The organism is Bacillus gobiensis (genome assembly GCF_001278705.1).
GTDB lineage: Bacteria > Bacillota > Bacilli > Bacillales > Bacillaceae > Bacillus > Bacillus gobiensis.
This window is the reverse complement of the sequence record NZ_CP012600.1, coordinates 2,436,833-2,452,467: the sequence shown is the minus strand read 5'-3', so window position 1 is coordinate 2,452,467 and position 15,635 is coordinate 2,436,833. Positions and strand designations below refer to the sequence as shown.

Genomic DNA, 15,635 nt, shown 5'->3' with positions numbered 1-15,635 from the left:
CCAGACATCGCAGGAATATTTCCTGCACGTGGTGTCTGACACCTTTTCCATTTATATTTCTTTTTCCCAGCTCTCTCTTTCCTGTTCTTTCATTTGTTCTTCTGTTTTTGGCGGATAGACGGTACGGAATTTATGAGAATCGAGTGGGATGACTTCGACCATTTTATCGATCATTTCCTGTGGATCGAACTGGTTGGCCATTCCTTTGTCGATTTCCTTCATTTCATCGGCCGGTGAATAATGGATTTCTTCATTAAACCATTTCCACTTAGCCTCAACGGCACGATCGTTGAAGCCGGTCGCAAACGGTCCCGGATTAATAGTCGCTACTTTAACATCAAACTGTTCCAGTTCTTTTTGCATTGTTTTCGCCATTGCTTCAATTGCATGCTTGGAAGCTGCGTAGAGGCCGCTGTAAGGGGAAGTCATAATGCCAGCCATTGAAGACATGAAAATGATTTTCCCTTCGCCTTTTTGGACGAACTTCCGAGCCGCAATCTGGGCGGTTTCCAGTGTGCTGAAAACATTCACTTCAAAGATGTCACGGAAAATTGACATCGGCACTTCACCAAGCGGACCGCCTTCATTGATTGCCGCATTGGCGACAAATATATCAAAATCATATTCAGCCATCTGGCTTCTGTCTTCTGGATTACGGATATCCATCTTAAATACTTCGAGTTCCACACCTGCTGCACTGGCATCTTCCCGAAGCGACGTGACCTGTGCATTGATTTCCACCGGTGCAATCACACGGTGTCCTTTCTTTGCCAATCCGATCGCTGTTCCTTTACCAAGTCCGGTCGCTGCACCAGTAATAAAAATTGTTTTTGCCAATTGATACGCCTCCTGTATTTGAAAAGTCACTAGATTTTGTCTTCCCTTTGTTTGTCTTCCCTTTGATAGATAAGTTAAACAACCGTGTTTCCAGTCCATAAGCCGGTGACGGTAGTAAAGAAATGAAAAATTGACCGGATCATAATAAAAATCGGAAAATTTTGTTAAAATGGAAACAGAAACGGAAAAGATAATGTAAGTAATCAGTTCATTACATATTTAGCAAAAAAGAAAAGGGGAAGGAAATGAAAAAATTGAATATTGCCCTTACCCTTATCATACTGGCAATTCTCGCTATTGGTATATTCGGTGGGACTTTTATTGTTCAGTACATCAGGACGGGAATTTTTCTAATCGATCAGATACTAGGAACTATTTTTAGCATTGCTTTACTGGTAACCAGCCTGCTCTGCAGAAAGGCACGATCAAGGCTGTTAAGGTAGGGAAGATGGCAAAATGTTCACCTATTCTTTTCATCATTGTTTAACTACTGACGGCGCTTGTTCTCTATTTTTTCTACGCTACTAAAATCTTTGATATAGCGACATGCATTGGCATTGTGTAGTAAATTCCTTGGCGAGCAGATGTGACAGAAATCCTTTTTGGTTGTTCGCAATAAAATCCTTATATATTAGGTCTTTCAGTTTTAACGTATAGAATATGCGTTTTGACGGTGTTACCCCATTTTGAAACCTGATTCTAGTTTTTTAAAAAACCAAGTAGAACCGCTCATTCCATAGGCTCGTACCTGCACACTAGTTCCTTCTTTCCTACTAAAAAGTGCCTCGCAGTAAATCCTGCGAGGCACCCTCTTTTACCTAAATCATCTTCCAGAGCCTTTTACAAGCCATTCATACTGAGTTCGTTTTAAGTCAAACAATGTCAGCGGATCGGTGTATTGTTCCGGATTTGCCCTTATTGTATCAAGAGCGTTTTGGCTGGTTTCGATGTTATTCTTTGTTTCATCGATCGTTTCAGTTATTTCTTGATAAGGATTTTGATAGAACATGTTGATGTCGTGCTCCAGCGCTTGTTTGAAAAGCTCAAATTGCAAAAGAAATTTTCTCGTGATTGAATTGGCGACTTCCTCGTAGCTTTCGTTTTCAATATATTTTTTGTACTGGTTATAAAGTACGGATTTTTGGTTGGAAAGTCCGCCTAATAGCTTGCCTGCGCCTTTAAGAAAGAGCTGAGCGGGTTTTGATCTTAGCAAAATGTTTTCCTGTTCAATTTGGGCTCTTCCGGTCATTCGGCCAAGATCTCGTTTCCAATCTTCAAAGATTCGAAAATCACATGCCAGCTTTAATTTTTCTTTTCCGTATAAGCTATTAAAGGTATCGCTCATTTCATTTAGATAGACTTGGCTATCAGAAAGTGTTGCCTTTGCCTGATTGAGCCATTCTTCAAGAGAGCGGGTAAGTGATGGGAGAAGCTCGTCTTGCAGATAGGCTTGAATCCCTTCATTCATTTTTTTATTTAATTCAATATGAATTTTCCGGAAGTCGCTCTTTTCATTCATATGTGTCGTTGATTTACGAATAATTTCAGGGATTTTTTCTTTCATTTGCTTTTCTGTTTCATTAATTAACCCTTTATATGAGCTGGTGATTTCTTGAATACTCTCAGCTTCTCTGTCATTGTAGTGGTAAATGAACCCTTCCAATCTTGAAAGAATGTCCTTGTTCCAATTGATTAAATCAAGGTACTCGTTTTCTGTATCTTCCTTTTTCTTGATAATATCTTTGGTCAAAATTTGAGCCATAAACAACAGCTTTTCTTTTAGTCTGCGAGCTTGGAATCGAGCCAAAGAAGAATCAACGGTCTGCAAAAAGGTATTCCAATCATGGTGATCATTAAAAGTAAATACCTCTGCATCCGGGAAATATTCTTTAATTTTCCCCTTCGTTTCTTGAAGGAATTCTACAGTATCAGAGCCATCAAGCGAGTCTTTTCCTGTTATAGCAAAATGAATGGCTAAGGTTGGGTCCTGTTCCCGGATATTTAATAGAAAGTCCAATTCTGAAAGGTTAAATGCTTCTTTTGCTTCCAGCTGGAAAAGAAGCCCGTCAGCCAAAGGTAAATAGCGCTGCATAGCATTTTTATTGCTTGGAACGTGGATCCAGGCATACTTTTTCTCTTCATCAAAAGGAAGATTCGGAGACTGAATTTCAATAAAATCTTTGCCCGACCTCGTCGGCTCTTTTTCACCTGTTTCTGATAAACTCGTAATCTTTCGGATGCCTTGATCGGAAATTTCATGTGCTTCTGCAGGATTTTCACTGGAATAAATGATTGCTGCTTGTGAATTCGGAGTCAAAATCTGATCTCCAAGCAGCTGATGGATCAATTTATTTTCATGAAAACCAGCGAGCATAATGTAGCTTGTCGATTTTTCAGTAAGCTTATTGATCCACCATAAGCTTCGGTTGCCAGGTGATAATTCATTGGTTTTACCAAAGTTCGTAATCGTCTTTATCAATGCTTTAATATCGTCTACAGAAACCGCATCAATATGATTGTCAGAAATCGTCTGTTGAGCGCGATGGATCGTGTTTTCATCAAAGGAAGCAGGTGAGATTTCATTCCATGCAAGCACAGCTGATGCAGCAAGTAATTGCTCTTCCTTCACGGATATTTTGAGCCAATTCACAAGCAAAGTTGGAACGATAGGCTGAATTTTATTTATGTAGTACTGTCCGTTAATGAGGCTTGAGTAAGTATCCTTATATAAAGCAGACACGCTTTGCCATGACTCAAATGGCTGCACTTCAATGTTTAAGAAAATATTGTTTACCGTTTCTAACCAAGGGAACATTGAGCCTTGAAGGCGGAAGTGGTTCCACAATGCAGCAATTAACTGGACAAATTTCCGCTGATCTATTCTGTAAAGCACGATCAGCACCTCATAGAAATCTTCCGGCGCAGCAGTCCCAGCTCGTTCTTGCTCGACATACTCTTTTAGCACATGGAACCATTGAATATCCTCTGTGCGAATCGCTTCTTTTATTGCAAGCTCGGTCGCATTCTGATCATCCCGTTCCTCCTCATAAAAACGGCGGGCCAGTTCAGTTACCATTGGATAATCAGGATCCAGATGCAGTGCTTTTTTTAATATCGCGTATGTACGATCTGTCTTATTTCTTTCTTGGTAAAGGAAAAAGAGCTTTAAATAGATTTCTGATAATAGGGTTTTATCGTCGGTTTTTATCGATGTGTAAATGTCTTCTGCCGATGTCAGGTCTTTAAGCTCATAATATGAATCGGCAATATTTTTCCGGGACCAATTCCCGAGCTCGCCCTCAATATTTTCCCATTTGAAGATAGCTGCTTCATAATCCTTGTGATGAAAATAAACCTCTCCTTGGGCGTACCGTACAGCACTCAAGTCGTTTGACTCCTCTTGACGCTCGGCCAGATGATTTTCAGCCAGCACAAGAATGGGATGCTTTGTTTCGTGCTCGTCTATAAATGATTTATAAAATGTTTTATTAATTAATTGTGAAGTCATGGTAACCTCCGGGCTTTTCGACTATGTCATTCGTATAAAAAAGAATGCTTACCTATTAGTGTATCAAAAATAAGTTGCGGCAAGTTTTCATTTCCTTTTCAATTTAATGCATTTTGTACAAAACAGAACGAACTAAGTAGTTTTTCTATAATGTAACATAATGCAATTAAAAAATGTTATTCTCGAATTTTTCTGATTGCAATGTAATATAATCTCACATCATACATGTTTTTCCGGATGATCTGCTTTATGATTTTATACAAGTTAACTAAAAAAATATAGTTTTATAGATAAAAGTAACCAACACAGCAAGTGCAATTGGAGGTTCATTTATGGATACGATTCATCAAATATTGAATGCTCTGGATTACACAACGGAAGATTCTGTGCTTGCGACGATTATTCGCGTGGACGGTTCCTCCTATCGTAAAGCAGGAACGATGATGCTCTTGGAAGAGGGAGGTTCTAGAACAGGTGTTTTAAGCGGCGGCTGCCTGGAGGAAGATTTGTATGAAAGGTCGATTCAGCTTCCGAAAGGATTTTCGTCGAAGCTAGTTGCCTACGATATGAGCAGTGACGACAATCTTTCATGGGGCTTAGGTGTCGGCTGCAACGGTGTTGTGTACGTTCTGCTTGAACGGATTGATGCTGAGCTGAAGTTGAATTTAGCAAAAGTAAAATCGGCATTTCATAAAGGCAGTCCGGTCACGATGGTGAAAAAGCTGAATGATAAAAATCAAGTCACAGACTATTTATTTCTAACGGAAACTGAAGAATTTGGCGTATGGAATAAAGAGCTCTCCACATATGAAAGAGAGCAAATAGCAAAAGTCAGCAAAACGGTTCTCATAAAAAAAGATGATGGCACAACGTACATCCAGCGATGTGAGCCAAAGCCAAGGGTATTCTTGTTCGGAGCGGGGATCGATACGATACCGATTGCTGAATTGGCTTCAACTTCAGGCTTTTCGGTCATTGTCTCTGATTGGCGATCTGCGCTGTGCAATACTTTTAATTTTCCAAGAGCAGATAAGCTGATCGCAGGTTTCCCTGCCGATGCACTTAAGCAGATCTCCTTTCGAGAAAGTGACAGTATCATTATCGCTACCCATCATTTTCAGCACGACCAAGCCATTTTGGAATATATGCTGGATCAGCGAGTCGCCTACATCGGATTGCTTGGATCGAGCAGGCGGACCGAGAGGCTTCTTCAAGGAAAGGTGCCTCCTGCTCACTTTTTTAGCCCGATCGGATTACGAATAGGGGCTGAAGGACCTGAAGAAATAGCCGTAGCCGTTATCGCTGAAATTCTGCAAAATCGAAATAGCTTAAAAAATTCTCAAATCAAGAAGCAGATTAGAATATGAAGGCAATGATCGGGATTTACTTAGCTGCGGGAAAAAGTACGAGAATGGGACTATATAAACTTGCCCTCCCGCTGTCAGGCACTACACTCGGGAGTTTAAGCTTAAAGGCAGCGATTCAGTCAAAGCTTGATCAAGTCATTGTAATTGAAAACAGCAGCACGCCTCACGCTGCCTGGGTCGATCCGAGTCTGCTAAACAATCAAGAAAAATGGAGCGTTGAGTGCTGTGATGATGCAGATAGGGGACAGTCTTATTCCATTGTATGCGGTGTGAAAAAGGCAGCAGAAATGGGTGCTGACGGTATCATAATTATGCTTGCGGATCAGCCGTTTCTCTCTGTATCGCTCATCAATCGATTACTGTCAACATACTCCAGCCGTACAAAACCTCTACCGTATGTAGCTTCGAAACTCAAAAACGATATTCGACCACCAATCCTCTTTTCAAAGGAATGCTTTCCATTTCTACTGAAGCTAAAAGGAGACGAAGGCGCCAAAAAACTTATCTTAAATGGATGCTTAGGAGAAGGACTCTCGATTGCTCATGAAGATCCGATGAATTTTTTTGATATTGATACGCCGCGAGACTATCAAAAGGCAAAGGGGGGAGCAAGCCATTGAATAAAACATCAATGTCAACGAAGGTTTTTGTTCCGAAAACAATAGAAGAAGCGTTTGAGCTGAAGCATTCCCTTAGCGAGAAAGGCTGTGTTGCTCTGGGTGCGACGTGGCTTCAGCTTCAATGGGAGAAGACGGGCATGAAGCCTCAAAATTTGATAAGTCTTGAACAAGTCATCCCCCTTCAGGAGATCACAGCTGAATTGATAGAAGACCAACTTTTTTTATCATTGGGAGCTGCCGTAAATCTAAGCTCCTGTCGGCGTAACCCATTGATACAAGGGAAATGGCCTGCTTTAAGCCGAGCAGTTTCGCATGTAGCGTCACCTGGAATCAGAAACAAAGCAACGATCGGCGGAAATGTCGCAATTAAAACGGGTGATATCATCCCGTTGCTGTTGGTTATGGATGCCACGATCGTTTTATATACAACTGAAGGCTATGTTCGTACTCCACTCGCTGAATGGCTGGAGAATAATCGTGAGGATTGTCTAATAACGAGAATCCTCATTCCCAGGGAAGAAAATCGGAAGGTCTTTTATCATAAAATCGGACGACGAAAAGCATTTATAGGGTCGTCAGTCGTTGTATCCGGAAGCTATGAGAAGGATAATCAGCAAAAATTTTCTTTTATCCGTCTGATTGCAGGGCATGCAGACATCCAGGCACAGCGTTTGTATGACGCGGAAAAAAAGCTGTTAAACAAAAGGCTTGCTCCGGAAATGATGAAGGATATTTATCAGACGATGATTTCCGAATTTCAGCCAATGCCTGATGCTTTTCTTTCAGCTGATTACCGTAAGAAAGCAGCGGCAAACCTTTTAATGTCTGAGCTTGTTCAATGAAGGAGGAAACATTCATGGATGGTAAAAACCGTGTTCGTCCGGACGGCAAGACAAAAGTTACCGGCACATTAAAATATATGACAGACCTGACTTTTCCAAACATGCTTTATGCCAAGGTTTTACGAAGTGAGTTTCCGCATGCTGAGATCAAATCAATAAGTACGGATCGTGCCTCCACGTTGCCTGGTGTGAAAGCTGTTATTACGTATAAGGATGTTCCGGGGATGAATCGTTTTGGAATCGTTTTTCCAGATCAGCCTGTTTTGTGCGAAGATCGGGTTCGTTATGTGGGAGACGCGATTGCGGCTGTGGCAGCTAAGACTGAAGATATTGCCGTTCAAGCACTGTCTTTCATCGAAGTTGAGTATGAGCCGCTTCAAGTGGTAGATGACCCGGAAAAGGCGTTAGAGCCCGGCTCGCCAAAGCTTCATGATAATGGAAATATCCTTCATGAAGCTGGTCATCAGCACGGAGACGTGGAAGCGGGCTTTCGTAGCAGCGATCTGATTTTAGCGGAAACGTATCATCTGCCGCGGCAGATGCATACGTATATGGAAACTGAAGGCGGAGTGGTAGTCCCGGAAAAAGACGGAGCTATCACTGTTTATGCAGGCACACAGCATGGCTATAAAGACCGATTTCAGCTTTCAAGAATACTCGCAATGCCGGAGGAAGACATTCGGATCGTATCGAGTCCAATCGGCGGCTCCTTTGGCGGAAAGGATGAATTAAATATCCAGCCGTACGCGGCATTGCTTGCTATCGTTACGAAGCAGCCTGTAAAAATCCATCAAACGAGGAAAGAATCTGTTCGTTCGGGAATTAAACGGCATCCGATGAAAATTACGATGAAAACAGGAGTGACGGTGGAAGGAAAAATCCAGGCGCAATACGTAAAGATTGTTGCCGATACTGGCGCCTATGCCACTTTAGGACCAGCTGTGCTTGATTTTTCTGTCGAACATGCCGCTGGTCCATACCTTATTCCGAATCTGTTGACCGAAGGCATTTCTGTCTATACGAATAACGGAGTAGCCGGAGAATTCAGAGGCTTTGGCGGCAACCAAATAACGTTTGCGCTTGAAAGCCAGATGGATCGTTTAGCGGAAAAATTGGGAATGGATCCGCTGCAAATACGAAGAATTAATTTGCGCGAGGCAAAAGATCCCGGTCCGATGAACCATCGAATTGCACCTACAGATGGTGCTGCAAATGTGCTTGAAACGATTGCGAAATCTCCGTTGTTACATGTTTCAAAAAAGTCCTCTTCTCCATTTAAAAAGAAGGGGGTGGGAGCGGCAATCACGATGCATGGAGGTGGCCTTGGATACGGAAGATTGGATCCTTCAGGAGGCAGGCTTTCATTATCTGAAGAAGGAAAGATCGTGATCTCATTTGGATTTGAAGAATGCGGACAGGGGATCCTTGCTGTCATTGAAAATCTAGTAACGGATGAGCTTGGCTGCTCTACCGAAGATTTGCAAATTATTATTGGCGACACTGAAGCGGTACCTGTATCCGGATCATCTACAGCTTCAAGAGGAACCAGCATGGTTTGGCAGGCGATTCAGCTGATGAAACCGTTATTTATCAAACAACTGATTGAAAAAGCCGCTGAACTTACCAATCTTCCAGCTGAATCTCTGTTGATTGGACCAGGGGGACTTTATCAAAAAAAGTCACCTGTTATTTCATTTTCAAAGCTTGCAGCGCAAGGCTTTAAAGAAAGTTCCCTGGTCGTCGATACTTCATTTCAATTTCCTACGACTCCTGATCCTGTAATAGGAGGGCATTTTCTTTATTCGTTTGGCGCGGTTGCTCTTGAAGTGGAGGTTGATCTTCTGACAGGAATGGTTCAGGTAACGGATATGGAGCATGCGGTTGCGGCTGGTCCTGTCGTCAGCAAACAAGGCTATACCGGACAAATTGAAGGCGGCGCTATGATGGCGCTTGGCTATACGTTATCGGAAGAAGCAGCGATGTCAGAAGGAAGATACTTGACGGGAAATTTGGATACTTATCTGATCCCAGGGATACAAGATGTGCCTCCCGATATAAATATTCACGCGATTGAGGAGCTATGTGAAGGGGATATTTACGGACCTAGAGGAGTTGGAGAAATAGGGACGGTCGCAGTTGCGCCGGCGATCGCCAAGGCTGTCCACGATGCAGTCGGATATTGGGTCAATCGCCTGCCGATTTCATCAGAAGAGCTTCTTGACGCAATCGATGAAAAGGGGGAAAAGGCATGGATATGAAGGAGCAATCACAGCTAAAACCGGGCGACTCCCCAAAAGAATTAAAAAGCATGACTGTAAACGGAACGATAAAAGTGATTACAAAACCAGATACGACCCCGCTTGTCGAAGTACTGAGGGATGAATTTCAGCTGACAGGGACAAAAGTATCTTGCGGAATCGGCCGATGCGGCGCATGCTCAGTACTCATGGATGGACGCCTGATTAATTCCTGTATGACGATGGCCTATCAAGCGTTTGATAAAGAAATAACGACGATTGAAGGCCTTGCTGAAGATGAGCTCGACTGCTGCCAAAATGCTTTTTTGCAGGAAGGCGGCTTTCAATGCGGCTATTGTACACCCGGAATGATCATAGCGCTAAAAGCACTGTTTCAAGAAAATGAAGAAGCGACAGATGAGGAAATTTTAGAAGGCCTGTCGGGAAATCTATGCAGATGCACCGGATACGGCGGAATCATTCGAGCGGCGAGACGAGTAAGGGAAGAGCTTAGAGAAACAGGTTTTTTTGGATAAAAATTAGTGGGAGAGTTTTTTCTCTCACTGGTTTGCTTCTCATTTCAACTTCATTATCCAAAACCCCGCAACAATAATAGCCAGACCGAGCAATGTCCACCAGTTCGGTACCTCCTTCAAAAATAAATAACTAATCAATAAACAAATCATCATTTCAATGCCTTTTGAAAAAGTAAGGGTGAACGTCATATTTCCAAAAGCTTGATATGCAAATTTCACGCCGTATCCGATCAATAAGTTTGCTGCAAAAAATACCGGTAAAAGCTTAAACTGATACCAAACTGTTGTCCAAAATGCCGGATTGATATGCTCACTTTGGTACGCAAAAATAGCGTTTATTGTAAATAACCCTCCTGCTAGTAAAACAATAGCGAATATAAACAATTTTTTTCCTCCGCCAAAAACAATTTGAGAATTATTTTTCCCTTGAGGAACTTTTTTAACCATAACCAATTTTCGAAGATTAATCTTTAGGGTGATAAATTTCTTATTGAATTTATCTCTTTAATCATTTTTTGAGGTTCATCTGCACGAAATACTACAGTATTAACGTATTTATTTTTTCCGTAAGAGCCTCTCATTAATGTTGGTTCCTTTAAAGTGAGTTCAAACTGTGGAGAATCAAGCTTTGTTAAAGAAATGTATGTATCTTTAGGTATTTTAGCACCGAGTTCACTTTCTTTTGCATGTTTTATGCTTATGATATTTTTGATATCTATTTCAATGCTGCTCTGAAATCCTAGACGAATTATGAGTTTACCTTTCTTAATAACATGAGGTAAATATTTTATAGAATTATTATGTCCTATCATATAAAGTAGAGCGTAAATATTCAGTACTGTAAAAATCCATGCAGCAATATCATTCCATATTTGAATAAGAAAATGAAATAGCAGGCCTTCTCCAACAATCAGGATTGAAAATACGATGGTAACGATCTTTAACTGTAAAGATTTATGATAGGGATAGACTCCTTGCGATTGTACTTTTGGCTTTTTAAACGACACGACTATAGAATAATAAAATACACTAAGTTCTGTTAAGACTATTTCTAATAGCGGGCCTTTTCCTAACTTTGGTTCAAGTGACTTCCTAACAGCATCAAGAAAATCACTGTTTTCATTTGTTTTATAAAGGATTATAGTTTTAACGATCGTATAAATTACAATAATGATGACACAAACTTCTAAAACAGGTAAGAGCCAAACCAAGATATGATTAAAAAAACCTTTGTGCGGAAGAGGGATAATATAATAAGAAGCAGCTAAACATAAAAGAAATGAAAGATATGACAATAATTTTGGCAAAGGTCTTGGACGGATCAACAAAAAATAGATGCTCATCGGGGTTAGAATAATTAGGCTCAAAGTTATTAATATTACAATAGAGTTATTAATGTTATCCAAACGTAGTATAAAGTAGCTGCCTCCCATTAAAGTGAGAAGCACCACAAGTAAGATTGGTATTTGCAGTTTTTTTATGGCCGACACCTCATAACGATATTATTTGTTCTTTCCCTATTTCAATTAAATTATGAAGCTTACATACATTAACATAAATTACCAATATTTCACAGAAGAAAAATAAAAACAGGAGCGAAAGAAATAATTCCTTTCGCTCCTGTTTTTTAACTTCCTCTATATACCTGGTATCCCCAAGGTGAAACGAGCAAAGGAACATGGTAGTGGGAGCCCGGATCTGCGATTCCGAAGCGAACTGAGACGACATTCAGAAATGGCGGATCGGGCAAAGGTGTTTCTTTTTCTTTAAAATAGTCGCCGATATAAAATAACAGTTCATATTCTCCTGAAACCATTTTCTCTTCAGAGAGCAGCGGTTTATCAACCCTGCCGTCTTTGTTTGTTATGCTATTCGCAAGCAGCGACCTATTTGATTGTTCGATAGAATATAATTCGATTTTTACACGAGAAGCAGGAATGCCGTGTGTTAAGTCAAGAATGTGAGTTGTCAGCTGTCCCATAATATCCCCCTTATTTCTTTACTTCTCCAGCTTTTTCAGTGTTTTGTGTATCAATTTTTTCTTGCAATCGGAAAGAGGCAATTTTGAATACTTCGTTTAAAGCTGTTTCAAATTCTATGTCGCGTCCGTTTTGCAGCCGGGAGTGAATGGCCTGTTGAATTTCGTCTTTCGTTTTGCCTTTAACAGCAAGAATAAATGGAAAGCCGAATTTCTCATCATAGGCATGATTTAATTGAAGAAAGAGCTCGTATTCATCATCATTCAAGCTGGCGAGGCCCGCATTTTTTTGCTCTTTGACAGAATCATTGCTCATTTGTTTTCGATCCCCTAGCCGCGGGTGGCTGTTTAGAAGAGTTTCCTTTTTCTCCCGATCTGAGTATTGAACGATTTTTTTCATTGCTTCAGTCAATTCGGCCAAACTGGAATATGGCCGTTGTTTCTCCGTAAGAATCGCAACCCAAGGCGATTCCTCATAGATATGGGCAAGCGTATCAGAAAATTCATTTGGTGACATTCGATTGAGTTCGGATAAAGTGACCACTTTAGATGCTCCTTTCACTGTTACTACTCATCATAGTAAATAGGGCGCATGAAGTCATTGGACATCATGTATAAAACCACCTATAACTTCTTATGTTTTCTACAATACAACCTAGTTATTTCAAAACCATTTGTATACGAAAAGCAAGTCTTAGCCGCAAGGTAGCGTCAGGATCCTTTAAGCTTACACCTAAAATTTCTTCACACTTTTCCAGTCTATAAATCACTGTATTGCGGTGAACGTACAAGCGCTTCGCTGTTTCAGAGATTTGGCAATGCGTCTCTAAATAAATCGAAAGTGTGTTTAATAAGCTTTGTTCCTCATATTGAAGATCTGAGAGCTTTTGCAGCGTAAACGCATAGAAGTTTCGTAAATCATCAGTCGGAACCATCCTTAAAATCTCTGAAATGTCCTTCGTATGGTAAAATTGAACAAATTGAGAGTTTCCGGAAAGGTAGCCTGTTTGCAAAGCATCGGTCGCTTCCGAATAGGATTCGGGAACATCAAGCAGCACGTGGCATACGTTACTGACTCCGAAAGATATCGTTTGCCGAAACAGTCTGTTTATATCGTTTTGCATCTGTTTTAACCAGTCAGAAACGACGGTATTTTCTTCTCCCCAATATTCACCAGCTTCGATCAATAGGACGCCAATATCACTTATCATATAAAAATGTGACGGAAGAGAAAGTGAAGACAAGCGCCCTTCCAAAAATTCAAATACGGTATCCGTTATGATCTGATTTTCAATGAAGCTTGCGTCGGATTGCTTGCGGTCAAGCTTTCCTGCGACACATAAATATTTTTGTTCTCTTTTTAAATTCAGTTCTTTTCCGCGATTTTCGATTTCGCTTTCGGAAGAAAAAACGCCTTCGACAAAATTGCTAAAGAACTCATTTCGTGCTCTTTTCGTATATTGTTTTAGTGCATTATCCTTCATCAATTCAAACGAAATGACATTGGTTGCCTGTTCGATCGTAAGGATTTTTTGTTTATCTGACACAGAAATAAAGCCTTCTACGATAAGATATCCGCATTTTTTTTCATGAGTGAAAATTGGAAAAACGGAAAAGGCAGATTTGGAAGAAAGCAAAGTAAACGATGTGTACGCTGCATCCGTTAACTGCTGCAGGCCGTTCTCAAGGTCATCGCTAACATTCGTTGAGTTTGTTGATGAAGCAAGGATTCGTAAATGATGGTCGACCAAAAGGACAGGAAAATCCAGCAGCTGGGAAACGTTTTTCAGAAGCGCTCTCAAACCTTTTCCGCTCATTATATGTTCTGTAAATCGTTTGTGTATGGAAACTGCATGCTGCAATTCACCCGTTCGAATATCGAGAATGTAACTTAAGGTCTGGTTTGCGATGTCGGCTAATCTTACCTGGTCAGGGAGGTCGATGATCGGAAAAGCGAGCTGATCAGCGAGCTCTAAAATAGAGTCGGGGATGTGGTGCAAAAAACGTTTTGTTTTAATGCCCAGTCCTGCACAACCCCGATTTGACATATGGATAATCAGATCGCCTAGTAGCTCGGGTTCATCCTTTAAGTGATATGCCGTAGTCACAAGAAGATCCCCTTTATTAAGATAATCCGTAATATCGGGAGCGTCCATCATGTTAACGTGTTGAACCTCTCGACCTGACCCAGATAAGCCGCCAATTATCTTTGCTTGTTTAAATATAGGTAGCTGCATCAAATCAATAATGTTCATCTCGTTCTCCTTTTCTATGTTCTAAGAAGTAACATACGAATCTCATAATTTTCATCTTTTTAGTTAAAATAAACAATGAATATAAAAAAAAGTAACGAATTTGCTAATGATTATTTTATATATTAACAGTAAACTAAATCTAATACATAAAGTTGTCACATAATGTAACAACAAATGAAAGGAAGTGAGGAAATGAGCTTCTCATCTGATACATTAAGAGGAGATAAACCACAGTTGGATCAATTGCTGTCATGGCTCGCTTCCTACGGAAAGACAAAAGATAACGGCGTGACCAGATTGCTATATTCAAAGGAGTGGCAGGATGCACAGCTGGCTCTTTATGAATTGATGGAGTCATACGGTCTTAAGGCATATTTTGATGACGCGGGGAATCTGTTTGGAAGAATTGAGGGAACAGAAGATTCTCAAGCAACCATTTTAACCGGCTCTCACGTAGATTCTGTCGTGAATGGAGGGCGTTTTGACGGAGCTTTTGGAATTGTTGCGAGTTTGCAGGCTGTTTCACAACTTCTTTCCGATCACGGTCCTCCGAAAAAAACGATTGAAGTCGTTTCCTTATGTGAGGAAGAGGGCAGCAGATTTCCCCTGACCTTTTGGGGTTCCGGCAATATTACCGGGGTACATGACCTTAAAAAAACACCGCCTGTCCGCGACGCGGAAGGTGTAGGCCTGGAAGCCGCGATGCACGAGGCCGGCTTTGGTAAAAGAATGCATCCAGATCCGTATCGAAATGATATTACATGCTTTCTAGAGCTTCATATTGAACAGGGGAATGTTCTTGAACGATCTGGGAATTCAATTGGATTGGTTACAGATATCGTTGGCCAAAAAAGATATACAGTGACAATAAAGGGAGCAAGCAATCATGCAGGTACGACCCCGATGCAAAATCGGGAAGATGCTCTCGCCGCTGCGTCAGAATGCATTTATTACATGACGAAGGAAGCGAAAAAAACAGATCCGCACCTTGTGGCAACAGCCGGGAAAATGAGCGTAAAACCGAATGTTCCGAATGTCATTGCTGAATCTGCAGAGTTTACGGTTGACATCAGGCATCATAACGAAGATTTGCTGGAGAAATTTTCTCATGATTTATTTGCAGCCTTTGAACGTATTTCTAATCAGTCAGAAGTAAAAATGGCCGTTTCCCAATGGACGAATGTGAAGCCTGTTCCATTGAATGCCGACTTGAAAAAGCTGTTTGCCGAAGAGGCGGACGCTCTAAATATCAGTTATCAAGAAATGACAAGCGGGGCTGGGCATGATTCACAGGTATTCGGTACTTATTGTCCGACGATGCTCGTATTTGTTCCAAGTCATAAAGGGATTAGCCATTCTCCGTTGGAATGGACGAACAATGAGGATTTAACGTCTGGCTGCAAGCTGCTGACATCCGCGTTATATCAATTAGCCTATGAATAGAAAGGAGAATAA

13 protein-coding genes are annotated in these 15,635 nt (G+C 41.0%); 6 read left to right on the top strand and 7 right to left on the bottom strand.

What is annotated here, in order from left to right; genetic code table 11:
- Positions 1-51 precede the first annotated feature (51 nt).
- Entirely contained in the window at positions 52-837 is a 786-nt protein-coding gene (locus AM592_RS12335) for an SDR family oxidoreductase (RefSeq protein WP_053604060.1), read from the bottom strand.
- 823 nt (positions 838-1,660) lie between these two features.
- Complete coding sequence (locus AM592_RS12325; protein ID WP_053604058.1) at positions 1,661-4,345, bottom strand: tetratricopeptide repeat protein; 2,685 nt, start codon at positions 4,343-4,345, stop codon at positions 1,661-1,663.
- A gap of 332 nt (positions 4,346-4,677) precedes the next feature.
- Between AM592_RS12325 and AM592_RS12320 the strand changes: the two genes are divergently transcribed.
- Genes AM592_RS12320 through AM592_RS12300 form a run of 5 tightly spaced genes read left to right on the top strand, consistent with a single transcriptional unit; the run spans position 4,678 to position 9,947 of the window.
- Positions 4,678-5,712 (top strand): XdhC family protein, encoded by a 1,035-nt coding sequence (locus AM592_RS12320; protein ID WP_053604057.1) that lies wholly within the window; start codon positions 4,678-4,680, stop codon positions 5,710-5,712.
- Complete coding sequence (locus tag AM592_RS12315; protein WP_053604056.1) at positions 5,709-6,332, top strand: NTP transferase domain-containing protein; 624 nt, start codon at positions 5,709-5,711, stop codon at positions 6,330-6,332. Before AM592_RS12320 ends, AM592_RS12315 begins: the two co-directional genes overlap by 4 nt.
- On the top strand, positions 6,329-7,174 hold the full coding sequence (locus AM592_RS12310; RefSeq protein WP_082363987.1) for an FAD binding domain-containing protein: 846 nt from the start codon (positions 6,329-6,331) through the stop codon (positions 7,172-7,174). The genes AM592_RS12315 and AM592_RS12310 overlap by 4 nt, the downstream gene beginning before the upstream one ends.
- Before the next feature lie 14 nt (positions 7,175-7,188).
- Positions 7,189-9,432: a xanthine dehydrogenase subunit D gene (pucD, locus tag AM592_RS12305; protein WP_053604055.1), complete on the top strand. Its 2,244-nt coding sequence runs from the start codon at positions 7,189-7,191 to the stop codon at positions 9,430-9,432.
- Positions 9,423-9,947 carry a 2Fe-2S iron-sulfur cluster-binding protein gene (locus AM592_RS12300; RefSeq protein WP_053604054.1) on the top strand — a complete coding sequence of 175 codons (525 nt, stop codon included), beginning with the start codon at positions 9,423-9,425 and terminating at the stop codon, positions 9,945-9,947. Before pucD ends, AM592_RS12300 begins: the two co-directional genes overlap by 10 nt.
- 39 nt (positions 9,948-9,986) lie before the next feature.
- Here AM592_RS12300 and AM592_RS12295 read toward each other — a convergent pair whose 3' ends face one another.
- From AM592_RS12295 to AM592_RS12275, 5 genes are all read right to left on the bottom strand, one after another.
- A complete protein-coding gene (locus AM592_RS12295) occupies positions 9,987-10,331 on the bottom strand; it encodes a hypothetical protein (RefSeq protein WP_053606100.1) in 345 nt (114 codons plus the stop codon).
- An 86-nt stretch (positions 10,332-10,417) separates the two neighbouring features.
- Positions 10,418-11,275, bottom strand: coding sequence for a hypothetical protein (locus AM592_RS12290; protein WP_225970220.1), 858 nt, complete (start codon positions 11,273-11,275; stop codon positions 10,418-10,420).
- Positions 11,276-11,574: 299 nt separating this feature from the next.
- Positions 11,575-11,928 (bottom strand): hydroxyisourate hydrolase, encoded by a 354-nt coding sequence (uraH, locus tag AM592_RS12285; protein WP_053604052.1) that lies wholly within the window; start codon positions 11,926-11,928, stop codon positions 11,575-11,577.
- A 10-nt stretch (positions 11,929-11,938) separates the two neighbouring features.
- Positions 11,939-12,487, bottom strand: coding sequence for a 2-oxo-4-hydroxy-4-carboxy-5-ureidoimidazoline decarboxylase (uraD, locus tag AM592_RS12280; RefSeq protein WP_148564330.1), 549 nt, complete (start codon positions 12,485-12,487; stop codon positions 11,939-11,941).
- Positions 12,488-12,584: 97 nt separating this feature from the next.
- Complete coding sequence (locus tag AM592_RS12275; RefSeq protein WP_053604050.1) at positions 12,585-14,180, bottom strand: PucR family transcriptional regulator; 1,596 nt, start codon at positions 14,178-14,180, stop codon at positions 12,585-12,587.
- 192 nt (positions 14,181-14,372) lie between these two features.
- Between AM592_RS12275 and AM592_RS12270 the strand changes: the two genes are divergently transcribed.
- Positions 14,373-15,623 carry a M20 family metallo-hydrolase gene (locus AM592_RS12270; protein WP_053604049.1) on the top strand — a complete coding sequence of 417 codons (1,251 nt, stop codon included), beginning with the start codon at positions 14,373-14,375 and terminating at the stop codon, positions 15,621-15,623.
- Positions 15,624-15,635 lie beyond the last annotated feature (12 nt).